Source organism: Sphingomicrobium sediminis, assembly GCF_023805295.1.
Taxonomy (GTDB): domain Bacteria; phylum Pseudomonadota; class Alphaproteobacteria; order Sphingomonadales; family Sphingomonadaceae; genus Sphingomicrobium; species Sphingomicrobium sediminis.
The window spans coordinates 99,974-120,972 of the sequence record NZ_JAMSHT010000001.1; the positions used below are offsets into that span (position 1 = coordinate 99,974).

Annotated in this window: 20 protein-coding genes; 5 read left to right on the forward strand and 15 right to left on the reverse strand. The window is 63.7% G+C overall.

What is annotated here, in order from left to right; all coding sequences use genetic code 11:
• Nucleotides 1-81 precede the first annotated feature (81 nt).
• Together NDO55_RS00450 and NDO55_RS00455 are read left to right on the forward strand one after the other, a co-directional pair.
• Nucleotides 82-1,680: an AbgT family transporter gene (locus NDO55_RS00450; RefSeq protein ID WP_252111352.1), complete on the forward strand. Its 1,599-nt coding sequence runs from the start codon at nt 82-84 to the stop codon at nt 1,678-1,680.
• Nucleotides 1,680-2,264: a YceI family protein gene (locus NDO55_RS00455; protein ID WP_252111354.1), complete on the forward strand. Its 585-nt coding sequence runs from the start codon at nt 1,680-1,682 to the stop codon at nt 2,262-2,264. Before NDO55_RS00450 ends, NDO55_RS00455 begins: the two co-directional genes overlap by 1 nt.
• On the opposite strand, the gene rbfA is transcribed toward NDO55_RS00455, so the two are convergent.
• From rbfA to rimP, 5 genes are read right to left on the reverse strand one after another with little or no spacing between them, the layout of a single operon-like run.
• A complete protein-coding gene (gene rbfA / locus NDO55_RS00460) occupies nt 2,261-2,662 on the reverse strand; it encodes a 30S ribosome-binding factor RbfA (RefSeq protein ID WP_341869955.1) in 402 nt (133 codons plus the stop codon). The two genes, NDO55_RS00455 and rbfA, sit on opposite strands and share 4 nt — an antisense overlap.
• Nucleotides 2,662-5,154, reverse strand: a complete 2,493-nt coding sequence (gene infB / locus NDO55_RS00465; RefSeq protein ID WP_252111355.1) for a translation initiation factor IF-2 — start codon at nt 5,152-5,154, stop codon at nt 2,662-2,664. Before infB ends, rbfA begins: the two co-directional genes overlap by 1 nt.
• Nucleotides 5,151-5,864 carry a DUF448 domain-containing protein gene (locus NDO55_RS00470; RefSeq protein ID WP_252111357.1) on the reverse strand — a complete coding sequence of 238 codons (714 nt, stop codon included), beginning with the start codon at nt 5,862-5,864 and terminating at the stop codon, nt 5,151-5,153. The genes infB and NDO55_RS00470 overlap by 4 nt, the downstream gene beginning before the upstream one ends.
• Nucleotides 5,851-7,497 (reverse strand): transcription termination factor NusA, encoded by a 1,647-nt coding sequence (gene nusA, locus NDO55_RS00475; RefSeq protein ID WP_252111359.1) that lies wholly within the window; start codon nt 7,495-7,497, stop codon nt 5,851-5,853. The genes NDO55_RS00470 and nusA overlap by 14 nt, the downstream gene beginning before the upstream one ends.
• Nucleotides 7,490-8,017, reverse strand: coding sequence for a ribosome maturation protein RimP (rimP, locus tag NDO55_RS00480; RefSeq protein ID WP_252111361.1), 528 nt, complete (start codon nt 8,015-8,017; stop codon nt 7,490-7,492). Before rimP ends, nusA begins: the two co-directional genes overlap by 8 nt.
• 194 nt (nt 8,018-8,211) lie before the next feature.
• Here rimP and NDO55_RS00485 point away from each other — a divergent pair, with 194 nt between their 5' ends.
• Nucleotides 8,212-9,447: a PQQ-dependent sugar dehydrogenase gene (locus NDO55_RS00485; protein ID WP_252111363.1), complete on the forward strand. Its 1,236-nt coding sequence runs from the start codon at nt 8,212-8,214 to the stop codon at nt 9,445-9,447.
• 61 nt (nt 9,448-9,508) lie between these two features.
• On the opposite strand, the gene NDO55_RS00490 is transcribed toward NDO55_RS00485, so the two are convergent.
• Nucleotides 9,509-10,168, reverse strand: coding sequence for a peroxiredoxin (locus NDO55_RS00490; protein ID WP_252111365.1), 660 nt, complete (start codon nt 10,166-10,168; stop codon nt 9,509-9,511).
• Between the two features lie 64 nt (nt 10,169-10,232).
• Nucleotides 10,233-11,276, reverse strand: coding sequence for a cysteine synthase A (locus tag NDO55_RS00495; RefSeq protein WP_252115484.1), 1,044 nt, complete (start codon nt 11,274-11,276; stop codon nt 10,233-10,235).
• Nucleotides 11,277-11,353: 77 nt separating this feature from the next.
• Between NDO55_RS00495 and NDO55_RS00500 the strand changes: the two genes are divergently transcribed.
• Complete coding sequence (locus NDO55_RS00500; RefSeq protein ID WP_252111367.1) at nt 11,354-11,707, forward strand: hypothetical protein; 354 nt, start codon at nt 11,354-11,356, stop codon at nt 11,705-11,707.
• Here the strand turns inward: NDO55_RS00500 and trmB are convergent.
• Nucleotides 11,704-12,408, reverse strand: coding sequence for a tRNA (guanine(46)-N(7))-methyltransferase TrmB (gene trmB, locus NDO55_RS00505; protein ID WP_252111369.1), 705 nt, complete (start codon nt 12,406-12,408; stop codon nt 11,704-11,706). The two genes, NDO55_RS00500 and trmB, sit on opposite strands and share 4 nt — an antisense overlap.
• A 198-nt stretch (nt 12,409-12,606) precedes the next feature.
• Between trmB and NDO55_RS00510 the strand changes: the two genes are divergently transcribed.
• Nucleotides 12,607-13,743 carry a GGDEF domain-containing protein gene (locus NDO55_RS00510; RefSeq protein ID WP_252111371.1) on the forward strand — a complete coding sequence of 379 codons (1,137 nt, stop codon included), beginning with the start codon at nt 12,607-12,609 and terminating at the stop codon, nt 13,741-13,743.
• Here the strand turns inward: NDO55_RS00510 and metK are convergent.
• Genes metK through NDO55_RS00545 form a run of 7 tightly spaced genes read right to left on the reverse strand, consistent with a single transcriptional unit; the run spans nt 13,740 to nt 20,998 of the window.
• Nucleotides 13,740-14,975, reverse strand: a complete 1,236-nt coding sequence (metK, locus tag NDO55_RS00515; RefSeq protein ID WP_252111373.1) for a methionine adenosyltransferase — start codon at nt 14,973-14,975, stop codon at nt 13,740-13,742. The two genes, NDO55_RS00510 and metK, sit on opposite strands and share 4 nt — an antisense overlap.
• 47 nt (nt 14,976-15,022) lie before the next feature.
• Nucleotides 15,023-16,558 carry an apolipoprotein N-acyltransferase gene (gene lnt / locus NDO55_RS00520; RefSeq protein ID WP_252111375.1) on the reverse strand — a complete coding sequence of 512 codons (1,536 nt, stop codon included), beginning with the start codon at nt 16,556-16,558 and terminating at the stop codon, nt 15,023-15,025.
• 1 nt (nt 16,559) lies between these two features.
• The gene (locus NDO55_RS00525; RefSeq protein ID WP_252111377.1) at nt 16,560-17,438 is read right to left on the reverse strand and encodes a hemolysin family protein; all 879 of its coding nucleotides are present in this window, start codon (nt 17,436-17,438) and stop codon (nt 16,560-16,562) included.
• Nucleotides 17,438-17,938 carry an rRNA maturation RNase YbeY gene (ybeY, locus tag NDO55_RS00530; RefSeq protein ID WP_252111379.1) on the reverse strand — a complete coding sequence of 167 codons (501 nt, stop codon included), beginning with the start codon at nt 17,936-17,938 and terminating at the stop codon, nt 17,438-17,440. The genes NDO55_RS00525 and ybeY overlap by 1 nt, the downstream gene beginning before the upstream one ends.
• Entirely contained in the window at nt 17,935-18,930 is a 996-nt protein-coding gene (locus tag NDO55_RS00535) for a PhoH family protein (RefSeq protein ID WP_252111381.1), read from the reverse strand. The genes ybeY and NDO55_RS00535 overlap by 4 nt, the downstream gene beginning before the upstream one ends.
• Nucleotides 18,930-20,300 (reverse strand): tRNA (N6-isopentenyl adenosine(37)-C2)-methylthiotransferase MiaB, encoded by a 1,371-nt coding sequence (gene miaB, locus NDO55_RS00540; protein ID WP_425276894.1) that lies wholly within the window; start codon nt 20,298-20,300, stop codon nt 18,930-18,932. The genes NDO55_RS00535 and miaB overlap by 1 nt, the downstream gene beginning before the upstream one ends.
• On the reverse strand, nt 20,252-20,998 hold the full coding sequence (locus tag NDO55_RS00545) for a lysophospholipid acyltransferase family protein (protein WP_252111385.1): 747 nt from the start codon (nt 20,996-20,998) through the stop codon (nt 20,252-20,254). Before NDO55_RS00545 ends, miaB begins: the two co-directional genes overlap by 49 nt.
• Nucleotide 20,999 lies beyond the last annotated feature (1 nt).

Consider the following 20,999-nt stretch of genomic DNA (forward strand, 5'->3'; position numbering starts at 1 on the left):
CGCAAGGTGGGGATGGACAGGCTGCCGCATCGCTCGCCATAGTGCGGGCCGATTTCAAGTTTTGATGGGGAGAGCGCCGCGATGGCCGAAGCGACCATGACGACGCAAAAGGGGTTTCTGGGCTGGGTCGAGAAAACGGGCAACAAGCTGCCCGATCCGGTCTTCATCTTTTTCTATCTGATCGCGGGCCTGATCGCGATTTCCGTGATTGCCTCGCTGAGCGGCGCGTCGGCGCTGCATCCGGCGGAGGTCGATCCGGAGACCGGCGAGCGGGTGCTGATCCAGGCCGAAAGCCTGCTGTCCCCGGCCAATATCCAGCGTCTCTGGGTCGATATGCCGACCACATTCACCCACTTCCATCCGCTTGGCTACGTGCTCGTCGTGATGCTGGGGGCAGGAGTCGCGGAGCGGGCCGGCCTGTTCGGGACGGCGATGCGCGCAGGCGTTCGCAACGCGCCCAAGGCGCTGCTGACGCCGGTGGTCGTGCTGGTCGCGATGATCGGCAACCTTGCCGCCGATGCCGCCTATGTCGTGCTCATCCCGCTGGCAGGCGTGATCTTTGCCGCCGCGGGGCGTCACCCCATTGCCGGGATCGCAGCAGCCTTTGCCGGCGTGTCGGGCGGTTTTTCGGCCAACCTGTTGCCGGGTCAGCTCGATGCGCTCCTGTTCGGTATCACCGAAGCGTCGGTCGAGACCGTGTTCGGCGACTGGTCGGCCAATATTGCCGGCAACTGGTTCTTCATCCTCGCCATGACTTTCGTCTTCCTGCCGGTCATCTGGTACGTCACCGACAAGCAGCTCGAGCCCAAGCTCGGCAAATATGTCGCTGGCGAAGACGCGCCGGCCGACCCTGAAGATTCGGATCGTCCGCTGACCAACGAGGAATCGAAGGGCCTGAAGCGTGCCGGCCTTGCCGCGCTGGCGGTCATCGCGCTGTGGGTCTTCATGACGGTCGGACCGGGCACACCGCTCATCGATGAGGCGGCCAATCCCGAAGCCCGGCTCAATCCCTTCTACAAGAGCCTCGTTGCCGGCTTCTTCATCCTCTTCCTTGCCACCGCCTGGGCCTATGGTTCGGCCACCGGCTCGATCAAGGGCCACCGCGATGTCGTGAAGATGATGTCGGGGGCGATGGAAGATTTGGCCTACTATCTCGTGCTCGCCTTTGCGGCGGCGCACTTCGTGGCGATGTTCGCCTGGTCGAACCTCGGCCTCATCCTCGCCGTGCACGGCGCAGCCGGGCTGCAGGCGCTCGACCTGCCGATGCCCGTGCTGCTTGGCGCAATCGTGATCTTCGCAGGCTTCCTCAACCTGTTCGTCGGCTCGGCCAGCGCCAAATGGGCGTTGATGGCGCCGGTGCTGGTACCGATGCTGATCCTGCTGGGGGTCAGCCCGGAAACGACTACGGCGGCCTACCGTGTCGGCGATAGCGCCACCAACATCATCACGCCGCTGATGGTCTATTTCCCGCTCATCCTCATCTTCTGCCAGCGCTGGCAGAAAGACTTCGGGCTGGGCAGCCTGATGGCGATGATGATCCCCTATTCGATCGGCTTGATGATCGCCGGGCTTGTCCTGGTGATGGCCTGGGTCGGTCTCGACCTGCCGCTGGGGCCGGGGGCTGAAGTCTTTGCGGACCCGGCAGCCTATGGCATCATCGAAGACGGGGCTGCCAACTGATGCGCGGGGCCGCCCTTGGCCTGAAGGTTGGGGCGGCGCTGGCGCTCGGCACAGCGGCGGATGCGTCGAGCAATGTCGAACGCTTCACTTTGGTCCAGAACAGTTCGGAAATCTCGGCCAAGGTGAGATTTCTCGGCCTGGCGAGCAAGACGGCAACCTTCCCGTCGATGCGCGGCACTGTCTCGATCGACCGCAGCGATACGCGTGACATGCGGCTTTCAGTCACGCTCGATGCGCGTCACTTGCGCGCCAGCGACACGCTGACGCGCGACCGGTTGAAGGGCGAGAGTTTCTTCTGGGTCGATAGGCACCCGCTGATCGAGTTTCGCGGGTCGGACCTGATGATGGAGGACAGCCGCAACGGCTATCTGTCCGGCAGGATTACCGCGCGCGGCGTCACCCGCTCCGTTGATCTCGACGTGACGTTCGACCGTCCGATCGAGGCGATCAACGGGACCGGCCCGATCACGATCGAGGCCGAGACCGAAATCGACCGCACCGACTTCGGCATGGACGATTATGGCGGGGTTGTGGGTCGGACGGTGAAGATCAGGATCGAAGCCCTGATGCAGCCGGAAGTTTAGTCTTCCTCGCGGCCTTCCAGGTCGCGCGCGACCTTGGCGGTGCGCAGCAGGCTGTCGATATGCCCGCCCTCGTCAAAGCTCTCGTCGGCGCGGAATTTGAGGCTGGCCGAATATTTCATGTTCACCCGCCGCGACACCTCGCCGCGCAGGTAGCGAACATTGCGCTTCAACGCGGTCAGGATCGCTTCCTCATCGCCGCCCAGCAACGGCTTCACGAACACCGTAGCGTGGCGAAGGTCGGGCGACATGCGCACTTCGGTGACCGAAATGGGCGTCGAGGATAGCGCCTCGTCATGCACGTCGCCGCGGCTTAGGACTTCAGAGAGGGCATGGCGCACCTGCTCCCCGACCCGGAGCATCCGGACCGAGGGCTCGGTGGCTGTAGCGCGCTTGGGCACTAGAGAACGCGTTCCTTCTCTTCGACCTCGAAGATTTCGAGCATATCGCCTTCGGCAATATCATTGGTGTCCTCGAGCACGGCACCGCATTCGGTCCCGGCTTCGACCTGGTCGACATCGTCCTTGAAGCGGCGCAGCGAAGCGATGGTCGTCTTCGAGACGATGACATCGTCGCGGGTAAGACGGGCATGGAGGCCCTTCTTGATGACGCCGTCGAGGACCAGCAGACCGGCGGCCTTGTCCTTCTTGCCCGACTTGAAGACCGCCTTGACCTCGGCCTTGCCGACGACATGTTCGATAATTTCCGGACCCAGTTCGCCGGCCATAGCCTGCTTCACCCAATCGGTGAGGTGGTAGATGACGTCGTAATAGCGGAACTCGACCTGGTCGCGCTTAGCGATTTCCTTGGCCTTGGCGTTGGGACGCACGTTGAAGCCGATGATCGGCGCGCCCGAACTGGCCGCTAGCGTCACATCGCTCTCGGTGATGGCGCCGACACCCGAATGGATGACGCGCACCTCGATATCCTCGTTCGAGATCTTGTTGACCGCATTGACCACGGCTTCGGCAGTGCCCTGCACGTCGGCCTTAATGATGAGCGGGAAGGTGATCGTCTCTGAGCCCTTCTTGTCGAACATGCTTTCAAGGCTCATCGGCGCAGCGGTGGTCCGCTTCTTGTCGAGGACGCTCTGGCGATATTCGGCGACTTCGCGGGCGCGGGCCTCGTTTTCGACGACGGTGAACTGGTCACCGGCGCTGGGCACGCCGCCCAGGCCGAGCACTTCGACCGGGAAAGCGGGGCCGGCTTCCTTCACGCGGCGGCCATGATCGTCGATCAGGGCGCGCACCTTGCCGGCCGCGGGGCCTGCAACGAACGTGTCGCCCACTTTGAGCGTGCCGCGCTTGATTAGCACGGTCGCAACCGGGCCGCGGCCCTTGTCGAGCTTGGCCTCGATGACAGTCCCGTCGGCATCGCGATCGGGGTTGGCCTTGAGTTCGAGCAGTTCGGCCTGGAGGTTGATGGCTTCCAACAGCTTGTCGATGTTGGTCTTTTCCTTGGCCGACACTTCGACGTCCTGGACGTCGCCGCTCATCGCTTCGACGATGATTTCGTGCTGCAGCAGTTCCTCGCGGACCTTCTGCGCGTTGGCGCCCGCCGTATCGATCTTGTTGATCGCGACGATCATCGGGACCTCGGCGGCCTTGATATGGTTGATGGCTTCCACCGTCTGCGGCTTCAGGCCGTCATCGGCCGCGACCACCAGGATGGCGATATCGGTGATGTTGGCACCGCGTGCGCGCATCTCGGTAAAGGCTTCGTGGCCCGGCGTGTCGAGGAACGTGACGGGGTCGCCCTTCTTCGGCGTGACCTGGTAGGCGCCGATATGCTGGGTAATGCCGCCGGCTTCGCCTGCCGCGACATCGGCGCCGCGAATGGCGTCGAGCAGCGAGGTCTTGCCGTGGTCGACATGGCCCATGATGGTGACGACCGGCGGACGTGCCTTGAGCGTGTCTTCCGGATCCACATCTTCGGACGTGTCGATATCGACGTCGGCATCGCTGACGCGCTGCACATTGTGACCGAATTCGGTGACGAGCAGCTCGGCGGTGTCCTGGTCGACGTTCTGGTTGACGGTGACCATCATGCCCATGTTGAACAGGCTCTTCACCAGGTCGGCGGCCTTTTCACCCATACGCTTGGCGAGTTCGGCGACCGTGATGCTCTCGGGCACCTGAACGTCGCGGACCTGCTTTTCGCGCGGACCCGACTGGCCCTGCTGGGCACGCTTTTCCTTTTCGCGTGCGCGTTTCAGTGCGGCGAGGCTGCGGGCGCGGCCGCCGCCGTCGCCACGCAGCGCGCGGTTGACGGTGAGCTTGCCACGCTGGCGATCGGGTGCCGGACGACCGGCGGGCTTGCCGCTTTTCTTCGGTGCGGGCTTGGAGGCCGGGGCCGCCTTGCCGCGCGGGGCGGGCTTGGCCGCCGCCTGCTTTTCGGCATCGGCCTGGCGCTTGGCTTCCTCTTCGGCCTTGCGGGCGTCTTCTTCTGCCTTCTTGGCAGCTTCTTCCTCGGCCTTGCGATTCTCCTCGGCGCGGCGCTCTTCGTCCTGCGCCTTCTGGCTCTTCGCCTTTTCCTCGCGTTCGCGGGCTTCGGCCTCACGGCGCATGCGATCCTGTTCGGCTTGGCGCTCGAGTTCCTTGACCTGCTCGCGGCGTTCCGCGGCGGTCATTTCTTTTTTGGGCGCAGGCTTCTTGGCGGCTTCCTTCTTCGGAGCCGGTGCGGCCTTCTTGGCCTCTTCCTTCGCAGGTGCCTCTTCCTTGGGCGCAGCCTCGGGCTTGGCGTCACCCGGTTTCAGGATGCGCCGCTTCTTGACCTCGACCACCACGGTGTTCGATCGCCCATGACTGAAGCTCTGCTTGACCTTGCCCGCCTCGACCGTCTTCTTGACGCCAAGCGGTGCACGGGTCCCAAGCTTTTTCTTATCGTCGCTCACTTAAATTCCTTCGTCTTCATGTCATCGGCGGAGGGCGTGGGATCCGGCGAGTTGTCGCCGTTTACCCCAGCATCTCCATCAAGAAAAGTTTTGAGCCGCAAAAGTGCGGCATCGACCCGTTTTGCGGCACCCGCATCGGTCAGCGCGATGTGGACGGCGTTGGAACGGCCGAGCGCTACTGACAATGTGGTGCGATCGAAGGGGAGAACAACCCCTCGGTCCAATCCGAATTCTTCAGAGCCGCCCATGCGCCAGGCCTGGGCAAGGCTGCGCACACCGTCTTCGCCGGCATCGGCGGCATGGAAGAGGCGGCGGACTTCGCCCTTGCGGCAGGCCGTCTCGACTTTTTCGGCCCCGGTGATCAGCATGCCGCCGCGTGCCTCGAGACCAAGACGGTCGAGCGCGGCGCGGGTCAGCGCGGCCTCGACCAATTGGCCGAGATCTTCGGGCAGGCGGATATTGCCGGTCTTGAAGGCCCGCGAGAGCGCGCCCTTCAATTTGCCATTGGCTTGCGCCGCGTCGAGCTCGGCCCGGCTCACACCGATATAGGCGCCGCGGCCGGGGGCCTTGGCGCGCACATCGGGCAAGACATCGCCGTCCGGACCCAAAGCCAGCCTGACCAGCGAGGGCTTGGGAGCCGCTCGCCGGGTCAGGATGCAGGTCCGCTCGGGGGCGTCCTTATGCGCTAGCTGATGCTCATTGGTCCCCATCCGCAGCCGCGTCCTCCTCGGATGCAGCTTCGGCGGGGGCCGGAGCTTCGTCTTCATCTTCGAACCAGTGGGCGCGGGCAGCCATGATCATCTCGTTGCCCTGCTCTTCGGTCAGATTGTACTCGCCGAGCACGCCGCCTTTATTGTCGTCCGAACGGCGGCTGTCGTTTCGGCGACGCGGGCCCGAGCTCTTCTTCTGGATGAGCTCGTCGGTGGCGAGGTCGGCAACATCGTCGAGCGTCTTGAGGCCGGCTTCGCCGAGCGTCACCGCCATGACTTCGGTCATGTGCGGCAGCGCGGCGACATCGTCCTCGACGCCAAGCTCGCGGCGCTTCTCGCGCGCGGCGTCCTCGGCGCGCTCGAGCGCTTCCTTGGCGCGGTTCTGCAGTTCCTCGGCGATTTCCTCGTCGAGACCTTCGATGGTCGAAAGCTCTTCTTGCGGGACATAGGCGACTTCCTCGAGGCTGGTGAAGCCTTCGGCGACCAGCAGCTGGGCCAGCGTCTCGTCGACGTCCAGTTCGTTCTGGAACATCTCGGTGCGCTCGGTGAATTCCTTCTGGCGCTTCTCGCTGGCATCGGCCTCGGTGAGGATGTCGATCTGGCTGTCGGTCAGCTGGCTGGCGAGACGGACATTCTGGCCGCGACGACCGATGGCGAGGCTCAGCTGGTCATCGGGAACGACGACTTCGATGCGGCCTTCTTCCTCGTCGATGACAACGCGGCTGACGGTCGCGGGCTGGAGCGCGTTGACGACAAAGGTCGCGAGGTCTTCCGACCAGGGGATGATGTCGATCTTCTCGCCCTGCAATTCCTGCACGACGGCCTGGACGCGGCTGCCCTTCATGCCAACGCAGGCGCCGACCGGGTCGATCGAGCTGTCATAGCTGATGACGCCGATCTTGGCGCGCGAACCCGGGTCGCGGGCAGCGGCCTTGATTTCGATGATGCCGTCGTAGATTTCCGGCACTTCCTGCGCGAACAGCTTGCGCATGAAGTCGGGATGGGCGCGGCTGAGGAAGATTTGCGGGCCGCGGGTCTCGCGGCTGACACGCATGATCAGCGAACGGATACGGTCGCCGACGCGGACCATTTCGCGCGGGATCTGCTGGTCGCGGCGAATGACGCCTTCGGCACGGCCGAGGTCGACGACGACGTGGCCGAATTCGACGCGCTTGACGACGCCGGTGATAACTTCGCCGCCACGATCCTTGAACTCTTCAAACTGACGCTCGCGCTCGGCGTCGCGGACCTTCTGGAAGATGACCTGCTTGGCAGCCTGCGCGGCAATGCGGCCGAATTCGATCGGGGGCAGCGGGTCGACGATGAAGTCGCCGACGACGGCGCCGTCCTGCAGCTTCTGCGCGCCCTTGACGTCGATCTGCTTGAACTGGTCCTCGACCTCTTCGACGACTTCGAGGACACGCCACAGGCGAAGATCGCCCGTATTGCCGTCCAGCTTGGCGCGAATGTCGTTTTCCTGGCCGTAGCGGGCGCGCGCGGCGCGCTGGATCGCGTCTTCCATCGCCTCGATGACGATGGCCTTGTCGATCAGCTTTTCGCGCGCGACGGCGTCGGCAATCGCGAGCAGTTCGGCCTTGTTGGCGGTTGCTGCGGGAGGAGGCGTGCTAGCCATTGGTGTCTTCCTCGATATCTTCTGCGCCCTCGGTGGAGAGCGGCTGCGTTTCCTGGAGCAGTTTGTCGGTGAACAATAGTTTGGCGTCTTCGATGGCCGCGAAGGGCAGTTCGAAGACCGTCTCGTCAATGTCGATCAGGACATTCTCGCCATTCACGCCGGCAAGGTCGCCCTTGAACTTCTTGCGTCCGTCGAGCTTCTCTTCGAGCGTGATGCGGGCAAGATGACCCTGCCAGTCGGTATAATCCGTAAGGCGCGTCAGCGGCCGGTCGATGCCGGGCGACGACACTTCCAGCCGGTAGGCATGATCGATCGGGTCAGCGGCCTCCAGCGGCTCGTCGAGCGCGCGCGAAATGTCGGCGCAATCCTCGATCGTCAGCTGGCGCGTGTCGGGACGTTCGGCCATGATCTGCAGCGTGGGTTCGTCCTCGCCGCCCATCATCTTCACGCGCACGAGCTTGAACCCCATCGCCTCGACGACCGGTTCGACAATCTCGCTGATCTTTTGCGTGTCCGCCAAATTCTATCCTATCAAAATTCCATATCCTCTTGGTGCCGCGCCCGGACCCCGGGGCGGCCTCAGCATCTCGCGATGTAGAGGAGTGATTGCGCATATAGGGCGAGAGCCCCCTTGGCGCAAGGACAGATGCGACTAAGCTTGCGCTCAATCGTTGCGACACCAGAACCTATCCATCAAGCGGGAGACATCCACCCATGCGTACCAGCATCCTCGCCATCGCCGCCGCCAGCCTGGCCGCCTGTTCGGCCAACGGCACGACCGACAACAGCATGGCCGACAGCGACCCCGTCGCCGGCGATGACGCGCCGACGCAAGCGGCCCGCCAAGTGCCGGTCAGCGAGGGCAGCAAGGTCGCGCTGGCCGATGCGCCATTCACCGTCGAGGAGATGGGTAATTTCGATGAACCATGGGGCGCCGAGTTCATGCCCGGCACCGACCTCCTGTTCATCACCAGCAAGCGGGGACCGGTATCCTTCATCAACGTGGCGACCGGCGAACGCGGGTCGATCACCGACGGGCTGCCTGAGGTCGACTATGGCGGCCAGGGCGGCATGGGCGACATCGCCTTCGGTCCCGGCTGGGAAGAGCCGATGGGGCAGGGCGGCGACCTATACCTGAGCTGGGTCGAAGCGGGTCCGGGCAACAGCCGCGGCGCCGTCGTCGGCAAGGGCAAGCTGTTGTGCCAGAGCACCGACAGTTGCAGGCTGACGGGCCTCGAAGTGCTGTGGCGCCAGGATAAGACCGAAGGGCGCGGCCACTATTCGCATCGCATCCATTTCTCGCCCGACGGCCAATATCTGTTCGTCACCAGCGGCGACCGGCAGGAACAGGATCCTGCGCAGGACACGTCGAACAATCTCGGCGCGGTCCTGCGTCTTAACCTCGACGGCAGCGCCGCCGAGGGCAATCCGATGTATGATGCCGGCGGCAGCACTGCGGAAATCTGGTCCTACGGCCATCGCAACCTGCTCGGCCTCGACTTCGCGCCTGATGGCCGCCTGTGGGAAATCGAAATGGGCCCGGCGCATGGCGACGAGCTCAACCTCGTCGAGCGCGGGCTGAATTACGGGTGGCCCGAGCGCAGCTATGGCGACAATTATAACGGCGTGCCGATCCCCGATCACGAGCCGGATGACGGTTATGCGCAGCCGGCTTCCTATTGGGATCCGGCGACCAGCCCGGCGAGCCTGCTCATCTACTCGGGCGACCTGTTCGCAGCATGGAATGGCGATGCGCTGGTGCCTGGCCTGTCGGGACAGGAATTGAACTGGATCGATCTCGACGGCGACCGCGCAGTGACGCGCACGCAATATGATTTCGGCGCGCGGCTGCGCGAAGTCGTGCAGGGACCCGATGGCGCACTTTACATTCTCGAGGATGATCGCGGCGACAGCGATGGTACGTTGCTCAAGCTGACGCCCAAGAATTAAGGCACGAAAAAGGCGGCGTCGGGGATGTCCGACGCCGCCCTTCTTGTATCCTGAACCGGGCTTAGACCGGCTGCGGGATCTTGCGGAGATAGGGTTTCACGGTCTTCCAGCCGCTCGGATATTTCGCTTTCGCATCCTCGTCCGAGACGGTCGGCGGGATGATGACATCGTCGCCTTCCTGCCAGTTGACCGGCGTCACCACGCCCTTGCTCTCGGTGAGGCGGATCGAGTCGAGGAGGCGCAGCACCTCGTCGAAGTTGCGGCCCGAGCTCATCGGGTAGAGCAGCATGGCGCGGATCTTCTTGTCCGGACCGATAATGTAGACGGTGCGCACGGTCGCATTGTTGGCGGCGGTGCGGCCTTCGGCGCTGCCGCTCTCGTCGGCCGGGAGCATGTTGTAGAGCTTGGCAACGTTGAGGTCGCTGTCGCCGATGATCGGATAGTCGACCTTGTTGCCCGACACTTCTTCGATGTCAGGCGACCAATTGGCATTGTCTTCAACACTGTCGACCGACAGCGCGAGGATCTTGGTATCACGCTTGGCAAATTCGCCGCCGAGACCGGCCATGTAGCCGAGTTCGGTGGTGCAGACCGGCGTGAATGCCTTGGGGTGCGAGAAGAGGATGGCGTAATTGTCGCCGATCCAGTCGTGGAAGCTGATTTCGCCCTGCGTCGTATTTGCGGTGAAATCGGGGGCAGTGCTGCCGATCGAAAGCGTCATGAGTGGGTCTCCCTTTTTGGCGTGTTCGCTTTCCAGATGGGGCGCGCGCGGGAAACCGCAAGCCCTATTCCTCGAAAGGTTCGTAGGGCACGTCGATATCGACCTTGCGCGTCAGGAAATCGGGCACGCGAAAGCCCTTTTCGCGCAGGAATTCGGGGTTGAAGAGGCGCGATTGGTAGCGGGTGCCGGGATCGCAGAGGATCGTCACAATGGTGTGACCAGGGCCCATTTCCTTGGCGAGCCGGATCGCGCCGGCGACATTGATGCCCGAGGACAGGCCGAGATTGAGCCCTTCTTCCTCGAGCAGGCCGAAATTGATGTCGAGGCTTTCCTGGTCCTCGACACGGAAGGCGTGATCGACCTCAAGGCCCTCGAGATTGCCGGTGATGCGGCCCTGTCCGATCCCTTCGGTGATCGAGCTGCCTTCGGCGGCCAGTTCGCCGGTAGTGAAATAGCTGTAGAGCGCGGCGCCGGGCGGATCGACGATACCGATCTGGATATCGCTTTTGCGTTCGCGCAATGCCTGCGCCATGCCGGCCAGCGTCCCGCCGGTACCGACCGCGCAGATGAAGCCGTCGACCTTGCCACCCGTCTGCTCCCAGACTTCGGGGCCGGTCGTCTCAATATGGGCGCGGCGGTTGGCCTGATTGTCGAACTGGTCCGCAAACATCGCGCCGCCGGGCTTCGTCTTGGCAAGGCTTTCGGCGATGCGGCCGGCAATCTTCACGTAATTGTTGGGATTGCGATAGGGCACTGCCGGCACTTCGACGAGTTGCGCGCCGAGCATGCGGAGTGTGTCCTTCTTTTCCTTGGTCTGCGTCTCGGGAATGACGATGACCGTCTCCATGCCGAGCGCATTGCCGACCATGGTGAGACCGATGCCGGTATTGCCTGCCGTCCCATCGACGATCGTGCCGCCCTTGGCGATGCGGCCCTTTTCCATGGCGTCCATCACGAGGAATTTGGCCGCGCGGTCCTTCACCGACTGGCCGGGATTCATCCATTCGGCCTTGCCGAGGATCGTACAGCCCGTTTCTTCCGAAGCGCGCTGGAGCTTGATGAGCGGCGTGTTGCCGATGGCGTCGAGGACATTATCGCGGATGGTCATGGCCATGATCTAGGGGCGCGGCGCTTGTCCGTGAAGGGTAAGGCGCTGTTCAGCCGCCCCGCTTCATACTCAAGCTCATGAAACGCAACGCTTTCTTTCTTTTGCCGCTTCTCGCGCTCGCGACCCCGGCCTATGCCACGCAGGGCATCGCCTGCAGCGCCACCGACGATAGCGGCGTCGTGATCTCGCTGGGGTCGGGGACGATCCCGGCGCCGACTTGGTGGGCCAACGAAAGGGTCGGCGAGGACTGGCTGCGGCTAGACGTCGGCATGCGTTGGATCGACGATGAGGTCATCCGGGTGATGTTCGTTGCCGATGACGGCGTTAGCCGTGCCGGCTTGCTCACGGCGAAGAGCACCGGCGACTGGTCCTACGAGGGCAAGCTGGAGCGCGACGGGATTGTCATCCCGATGCGCTGCGAGCCGAACTAGCGGCGGCGATAGCGCAGGTAATAGGGTCGCCGGCCCTCACGGCGCGCCTTCGCGGCATAGCGCGTGTCGATCCACCCGCCGGGCTTTTCGAGAAAGCCGCTGGCATCGTCGCAGAGCCATTCGAAGTTGGCGCGGTGCTTCTCGCGCTGCATCACCATCAGGCTCCAGCTGAGATAGATGGGATGGTCGGTCGCAACGCGAAACTCCCCGCCGGGCTTCAGCTTGGACGCGATGAGGTCAATCGGTCCGTCATTCATCATGCGCCGCTTGGAATGGCGCGCCTTGGGCCAGGGGTCGGGGTGCAGCAGGTAGACGAAGCTCAATGAGCCGTCTGGCACGCGGCGCAGCACGTGCAGTGCATCGCCCATATGCAGCCGGATATTGGCGAGCATGCCGTCGCGGATATGGGTCAGTGCCTGCGCGACGCCGTTGACGAAGGGCTCGCAGCCGATGAAGCCATGATCGGGCAGCAAGTCGGCCCGATAGGCGAGATGTTCGCCGCCACCGAAACCGATTTCGAAATGCATCGGCCGATCTTCGCCGAACAGGCGCTCTGCAGTCAGCTCGCCCTCTTCGGGCACTTCGAGCTGCGGAAGCAGATTGTCGACCAAGTCCTGTTGGGTCTTGCGCAACCTCTTGCCCGTCGACCGGCCATAAAGCCGGTTGATAGTAGTAGGGTCGCCTTTCTTGTACGCCGTCATGGGGCCGCCGCTTAGGCGAGGTGCGGTGCGAGGTAAAGGCCGGGTGGGGTGCAAAGGGACCCGAACGGCGCTCCGAACAACATGCTTTTCATCTGACGTTCATCGGGCTAGTTCAACGCGCTTGTTAACAGGGGTGTACGGAAAGGAGAGTGTCGGGAATTGACCGACGCGCGTCTCTACTTTTTTCTGGTGCCGGGGATGTTCTTCCTTTTCGGAAGTTTTCTCGTGGCGCTGGCAATTGCGGACCGCTCGCTTCGGGCGGCCCGTTGGGGTGCGCTCGCTTTCTTCATCGGCGGTGCAGGAATCCTGCTCGATGCGCTGCGCGATCCCGGCGCCGAATGGCCGCGCCATATTGCGTTGGTGGTCCATTTCGCAGCGGTAGGCCTGCTGCTCCAGTCATTCACGGCGCGCCGCGATGCTAACCTGCCCAAATTCAGTATTGCTGCCGGGGTCGTGGCCAGCCTCTGGTTCACGCCGGGATTCGTGCTGGCACCATCGGCCGAGACACGGCTCGTCCTGGTGCAGTTCGTGGCGCTGGCGATGATCATCCCGGTCCTGTCGCTGGTGCGGCAGTGGCGCGACGGGCGCGCGATCGGGACGATGGTTTTCTGGGCGCTTGCGCTAGCGGCCATGTCCTATTTCGCGCGTGGTGTCCTTTTCCTTTCCAATCCGGTCGTGGGCGAGGCGTCCGATTTCTTCGCGAGCACCTACAATCTCATCTTCCACTTCACGACGGCAGTAATCGGGTTCGCGCTGGGACTAGTCCTGCTGGTCGCGCTTGGCAGTGACGCGGTGCGACGCGAAAACCGCGAGAGCGCCATCGATCCGCTCACCGGCCTCGGGAATCGTCGCCGTTTCAACTGGGCGATCAGCTCGGACGAAGCGGGCAAGTGGCATTGCGGCGGCGTGGTCGCGATCGATCTCGACCATTTCAAGCATGTCAACGACCGCTTCGGGCATGGTGGCGGCGACCGCGTGCTGATGGCGGTCGCCGATGCGCTGAAGTTTGTCTTCCGTGGGCAGCGCATCTGTCGCATCGGCGGGGAGGAATTCATCATCCTGCTGCCTAAAGAGCATGCCGGACAAATGGCCTCGCTGGCAGCCCGTTCGCTGGCGGCGATCGAATCGCTACGGTTCGACGGACCCTTGTCGCAATGCCGGATCAGCGCCTGCGTAGGCTACGCGATACGCGAACCGGACATGGCGATCGAAGAGGCCATCCGGCGCGCCGACCAGGCCGTCTATGCCGGTAAAGCAGGCGGGCGTGGTCAGGTGCGCAGCGCGGACGAGCGCGACGCTCAGGACGATACGGCTATCGAAGGCAAATCCGCCTAGCCCGCGACTGCGGCCTTCAAATCTTCGACCAGGTCTGTGCGTTCCCACGGGAAGTTGTCGCCTTCGGCAGTGCGACCGAAATGGCCGTAGGCTGCGCTCTTGCGATAGATGGGCTTGTTGAGACCGAGATGGGTACGGATACCGCGCGGGGTGAGGCCGCCCAAGCCCTTGATCGAAAAGATGGCGGCTTCGAGCGCATCGTCGGGGACGGTGCCGGTGCCGGCCGTGTCGACATAGAGCGAAAGCGGCTGGCTCACGCCGATGGCGTACGACAGCTGGATCGTGCAGCGCTTGGCGAGGCCGGCGGCAACGATATTCTTGGCAAGGTAGCGCGCTATATAGGCAGCCGAACGGTCGACCTTGGTCGGGTCCTTGCCACTGAACGCGCCGCCGCCATGCGGGGCTGCGCCGCCATAGGTGTCGACGATGATCTTGCGGCCGGTAAGACCGGCGTCGCCGTCGGGGCCGCCAATTTCGAAAGCGCCCGTCGGGTTGATGTGCCAGGCCGTATCGTCGCTGAGCCAACCATCGGGCAGGATGTCGGCGACGACCTTTTTCACGTAGGCCTTGAGCTCGGCTTCCTTGTCACCTGTATGATAGCCCTTGGCATGCTGGGTCGAGACCACGACCGCGGTGCATTCGACCGGGCGGCCGCCTTCGTAACGCAGCGTCAGCTGGCTCTTGGCATCGGGCTCGAGGAAGGGCGCGGCGCCCGACTTGCGATCGGCGGCGAGCCGCTCGAGGATCTTGTGGCTATAGTCCAACGTGGCCGGCATGAGATCTGGCGTCTCGTCGCAGGCGAATCCGAACATGATGCCCTGGTCGCCAGCGCCTTCATCCTTGTTGCCGCTGGCATCCACGCCCTGTGCGATTTCCGAGGACTGGCCGTGCAGGTGGTTTTCGAACTCGAGCGACTGCCAATGGAAGCCGTCCTGTTCGTAGCCGATCTCGCGAACGGTGCGGCGGACCGCCTGTTCGATCTCGTCCTTGGCGCCCGGCGCCCAGCCGCCATTGTCGGCCCAGTCGGGATTGTTCTTGTCGTACATCGGAGCGCAACGGATCTCGCCCGACAGGATGACGCGCTGGGTCGTCGTCATGGTCTCGCAGGCAACACGCGCCTCCGGATCCTTGGCCAGCATCAAGTCGACGATGGCGTCGCTGATCTGGTCCGAAACCTTGTCGGGATGGCCTTCGGAAACGCTTTCCGAAGTGAAGAGATAATTGTCTCGCATGGAAATCCTGTTGGTTCGTGCCGGCTGGCTCGGGTTGGCCTCAAGGTCTAACGAGCGCGGCGGGCAAGGGCAATGCCGAGCAGGCCGAGGAGGAGGCAGAAAGCCATCGCCAGCAAATTGCCCAAATTGGCAAAGGGCGTCGGGCCGCCAGCGATCGGCAGCGGGGCATCGATAATGTCTGCTTCGCCCATCGGAATGCTCGCGATTATCTCGCCATTGGGGGCGATGAGCGCGCTGATGCCGGTTGGCGTCGAGCGCATGACGGGGAGGCCTTCCTCGATGGCGCGGAGCCGGGCCTGCGCGAGATGCTGGGGCGGGCCCCATGCGCCGAACCAGGCATCGTTCGAGGGATTGAAAATGAAGGCGGGTCGGTTGTCGCGGTCGACCACCTGTCCCGAGAAGATGATCTCGTAGCAGATCTGCATGCCGATCGGGTCGAGGCCGGGGATGGCAAGCGTCTGCGGGCCAGGACCGGCGCTGAAGTCGAAGGCGCCGGGCGCGAGGCGGGACAGGCCGATCGGCTCGAGAATGCCACGCATCGGCAGATATTCGCCATAGGGCACGAGATGCGCCTTGTCGTAGCGCCCCTGGATCTCGCCATCGAGATCGAGCGCAAAGATGCTGTTGGTCGCGCCGCCGATACGCACACCGTCGGGCGACTGAACCGCAAGCCCGCCGCTCAGCAGCGTGTCGCCGGGGCGTAGCGCCCGCACCGCGCGTAGCCGTTCGAAACGCGCCGCGCCTTCACCGCGCAGGCGTTCATCCTGCATCGGATCGACCACGGCCGCCTCGGGCCAGAGGATCAGCAGGGGGCGCTCGTCACGCGGCTGAATCGAGAGGTTGTAGAGGCGGGCAGCCGCCTCGCTATCGAAGCCGGGCTTCCACTTGTCGGCCTGCCCGATATTGGGCTGGACGATGCGCACTTGCGTGTCGGAGGGAACGGTCGCTGGCGGGCGCGCCCCGATGCTCATGCCGATGAGCAAGGCGGCGATCAGCCCCGCGGGAAAATAGGTGCGCTTGAAGAGGAGCCAGATGGCCCCGCCTAACGCGACCGTGGCTGCGGAAATGCCGTAAGTGCCGACAAGCCGCGACAGGTTGGCGAGCGGCAGGTCGACCATGCTGACCGCAACCGGATTCCAAGCGAAACCAGTGAAAATGAAGGCGCGGAGGAATTCGGCGATGCCCCATGCGCCTGCGAGCAGCAGGACCAAGGCGATCGGTTTCTTGCGCCCCAGTTTCCAGCCCGTGGCGGCGGCTAGGGCGGGATAGACGGCAAGGTAGATGGACAGCAGCACGACCGCGATCCAGCCAAGCCAGGCCGGCATCTTGGCCTGAAAGGTGAAGGCTGTCGCGATCCAGTTGAGCCCGAGTACGAACTGGCCAAGCCCGAACATCCAGCCGAGCAGCAGCGCTCGCTTCAGGCTTGGAGCGTTGGCGACCAAAGCGGTGAGCGCGGCCATGGCGAGCAGCATGAAGGGCCAGAGCGACCATGGCGCGAAGCCAGTCGCGGAGACGAAACCAGCCATCAGCGCCAGCCAAAGCGCGGCACGGTGGCTGCCAAGGCGCTCGCTCAGGGCCGCCATCCTATTGTTCCGGATCGGGCTCGGACGGCTCCGGCGCATGGATGCGCAGGCGGGTCATGCGCTTGGGCTCGGCCTCGATACATTCGATGCGCCAGCCCGAAGGATGCTCGACCGACTGGCCCGGTTCGAGAATGCGACCCGCGAGCAGGAAGGCGAGGCCGCCAATCGTGGAAACCTCGTCTTCTTCCCAGGCGAGTGCAGGGTCGATGCGCTCGATCACCTCTTCCATCTCGACACGCGCATCGGCTTCCCAGACGCCTTCATCGAGCATCATCAGGCTTACCGTCGGCGCCTCGTCATGCTCGTCCTCAATCTCGCCGATAATCTCTTCGACCACGTCTTCGATGGTGACGAGGCCCTCGGTGCCGCCAAATTCGTCGACGACGACCGCCATGTGGACGCGCTGGGTGCGCATCGAGGCGAGAATGTCGATGACGCCCATGCTGGTCGGCACGAACAGGGGCTCGCGCATGAGATCTTCGACGCGCTTCGATTTGGTGCCGACTTCGGCGGCGAAAATGTCCTTGATGTGGATCATCCCGACGACTTCATCGAGCCCCTCGCCGATCACCGGGAGGCGGCTATGCTCGGCATCGGCGAATTGCGCGACGAGGTCCTCGAACGCGCTATCCTGCGAAACGGCGATGATATCGGAGCGGGGAACGCAGATATCGCCGGCAGTGCGATCGGCGAAATGCAGAAGGTTGCGCAGCATCGTGCGCTCATGCTGCGAAAGGTCGCCGACCTTGACGGGCTCGTTATCCGCCTCGTCGATCGCTTCCTCGATCTGGTCGCGCAGGCTCTGGTCGGCATCGTCGCCGAAAAAGAGCGCGCGCATGCCCTTCCAAATCCTAGACCCTTCGTCGGGCTTGGTCGCCATTATTCCTTTTCCTCATAGGGATTTGCGATGCCGAGCCGCGCCAACGCTCGCGTTTCGCGCGCCTCCATGTCGGCGGCTTGGTCATCGTCCTGGTGATCGTAACCGAGCAAGTGGAGCATGCCATGCACCATCAAATGACGGGCATGATCCACGAGCGGGATGTTCTTTTCGTCGGCCTCGCGGGCGCAGACGCCATAGGCCAGCGCGATGTCGCCGAGCAGTGCCGGCGGGCCGTCGCGTTCGTTGATGTCCTCGGGGCCGAGCATGGGAAAGCTCAGCACGTTGGTCGGCTTGTCCTTGCCGCGCCATTCGCGGTTCAGCGTGTGGACGTCGTCATCCTCGAGCAAGGCGAGCGAGACTTCGAAGGTGCGATCGCTGCTGGCGAGGAAGGGCGCGTCGCTCTCGGCGACTGCTGCATTGAGGCTGGTATCCGCAAGCTCCGCCCAGGGAGCGCCGCTACTGTCCCATTCTCCGTCGCTGTCCAATGCTATCTCGATCATTGCGGGCCCTCATAGGCGTCAACGATCCGACCGACCAGAGGATGCCTGACCACATCGGCGGCGGTGAAGCGGACCATCGAAATGCCCTCGACGCCTTCCAGCTTGCCGACTGCATCGGCGAGGCCCGACCCGCCCGCATCGGGAAGGTCGACCTGCATCGGATCGCCGCACACCACCATACGACTGCGCATGCCGAAGCGGGTGAGGAACATCTTCATCTGCGCGGGCGTGGTATTCTGCGCTTCATCGAGGATGATGAAGGCGTCGTTGAGCGTGCGGCCGCGCATGAAGGCAATCGGCGCGATCTCGATCTCGCCAGAAGCAATGCGTCGCTCGACCTGCTCGGCAGGGAGCATGTCATAAAGCGCGTCGTAGAGCGGGCGCAGGTAAGGATCGACCTTTTCCTTCATGTCGCCCGGCAGGAAGCCCAGGCGCTCGCCTGCCTCGACTGCGGGGCGCGAGAGGATGAGGCGCTCGACCGCGCCGGTGATCAGCATGGAAACGGCCTGCGCAACCGCGAGATAGGTCTTGCCGGTACCGGCAGGGCCCAGCGCGAAGATCATGTCGCTCTTGGCCAGCGCATGCATATATTCGGTCTGCGTCGCCGAGCGCGGCGCGATCGTTTTCTTGCGGGTACGGATGAGGACGCGCGGCGGGTCCTTCACTTCCTCGTGGACGATGCCGTCCAATTGCGGCTGGGCAGCCATGCCGATGACGGCCTCGACCGCTTCGGCGTCGACATCCTCGCCGCGATCCAGCCTTTCGTAGAGACCAAGCAGGACTTCGCGAGCGCGATTGGCTTCGTCGGCATCGCCCTCGATCATGACCTTGTTGCCACGAGCGGCGATGTTCACGCCCAGGCGATCTTCGATGATGACGAGATGGCGATCATATTCGCCAAAGAGGGGGCCGAGCAGGAACGGCTGGTCGAAGTCGATCTCGAGCCGGGCTCGATCCTGCGGGACAGCGGCGACAGCGTCGCGTTTTGCCATTAAGCGGCGGCCTCCTTGGGGCTGGTGATTCCATGGAGACTATTGGGCAAAGCATCCGCAATGTCGACCGTCAAAATATCACCAATGTCCGCATCGGTCGCGACGAACACCGACTGGAGCCATGGGGACTTGCCGATCATCTGGCCTTCGCGCTTGCCGACGCGGTCGATCAGGATGTCCATCTGGGTGCCGATCTTGGAGCGATTGAAGGCGAGGCTCTGCTCGGACAGAAGCGCCTGAAGACGCTGCAAGCGCTCGTCCATGACTTGCGGAGCAACCTGGCCATCCATATCTGCCGCCGGCGTGCCGGGGCGGGGCGAATATTTGAAGCTGTAGGCGCTGGCATAGTCAGCATCGCGCACGACCTGCAGCGTTTCCTCGAACTCGGCGTCGGTCTCGCCGGGGAAACCGACGATGAAATCGCCCGAAATGGCCAGATCGGGGCGGGCGGCGCGGAAGCGCTCGATAAGCTTCAGATAGCTGTCAACCGTATGATGGCGGTTCATCGCCTTGAGGATGCGGTCGCTGCCGGCCTGCACGGGGAGGTGAAGGTAAGGCATGAGCTTGGGCTCCTCGCCATGCGCGGCGATCAGGCCCTCATCCATGTCGGCGGGGTGGCTGGTGGTGTAGCGAATGCGCTCCAGCCCATCGATCCGGGCGAGGCGGCGGACGAGCAGTTCGAGGCCGCCTTGCTGGCCCTTTTCATTCTCGCCCGACCAGGCCGAGACATTCTGGCCCAGCAGGGTGATTTCCTTTGCCCCGCCATCGACCAGCGCCAGCGCTTCGTCGACGATATCGCTCCAAGGGCGGCTGATCTCAGTGCCGCGCGTATAGGGAACCACGCAATAGGTGCAGAATTTGTCGCAACCCTCGGCCACCGTCAGGAAGGCGCTCGGCCCGCTGCGGCGACGCTTGGGCATGGCGTCGAACTTCGAAATCGCCGGCATGTCGGTATCGACCGGGCGCGCGCCCTTGGCGGCCTGTTCGACCAGTTCGGGGAGGCGGTGATAGGCCTGCGGGCCGACGACGATGTCGATATGCTCGCTGCGGCGCTGCGCTTCGCCGCCTTCGGCCTGCGCGACGCAACCGGCCAGCGCGACCATCGGCTTTTTCTCGTTCTTGGCGAGGCGGCCGACGTCGGAATAGGCTTTTTCGGCAGCCTTCTCGCGGATGTGGCAGGTGTTTAGCACGACCAGGTCGGCGTCCTCGCCATCCTTTGCCGCGCGCATGCCCTTTTCGCCCAGCAGCTCGCCCATACGCTCACCGTCATAGACGTTCATCTGGCAGCCGAAGCTTTTGATTCGATAGGTTTTCGTGTCCGTCATTGCGCGGCTCTCATAGGGGAGGAGGCGGCCGGTCCCAAGCCCAATTTGTCGGCAATGCGCGCCTGCGTGGTTTCGGCCATCTGCTTGCGGTTCATGCCGGCTGGAAGCGGCTCGAGCATGTGGACGGTGACGCGAATGGGTTTCCGGCGCGTCAGTATCTTCCTGGCATTGTCGACCCCGGGCTCGCCATCATACCAGGCGATGAGCGGCGCATCGCGGCCATAATCGATGGCGACAGGAATGACCCAGAAATCGTCAGGTGCGGGATCGACTGCCTTCAGGAGCGCCGAGCGAAAGGGCTTGAGCGCTGTGCCGTCATTGGTCGTGCCCTCGGGGAAGATGGCGAGCGGCAGCGGATGGTTGAATGATGCGCGGACGGCGGCGACCTGCTTGTCGATGCTACGCTTGTTCTCGCGCTCCACGTAGATCGTGTCGCGCTGGTCGGCGAGCCACTTGATCAAGGGATGGCCGCGCACTTCGGCTTTCGACACGAAAGCACAGCCGGTCGCCGAGGCCATGACGACGATATCGAGCCAGCTGACATGGTTGGGCAGCAGAAGCGTACGTCGCGGCGGGGCAGGCCCGTCGCGCCGGACGCGCAATCCGAGAATGTAGCCGACGATGGTCAGGAAGAGGCGCGCGATCGCACCGCTCCCGGACACGGCTTTCCAGATGATGTGGATCGGCGCGCAGATGGCCAGTGCCAGCGCCATCAGGACGAGGCGGAGGACCGCGAGGATCATC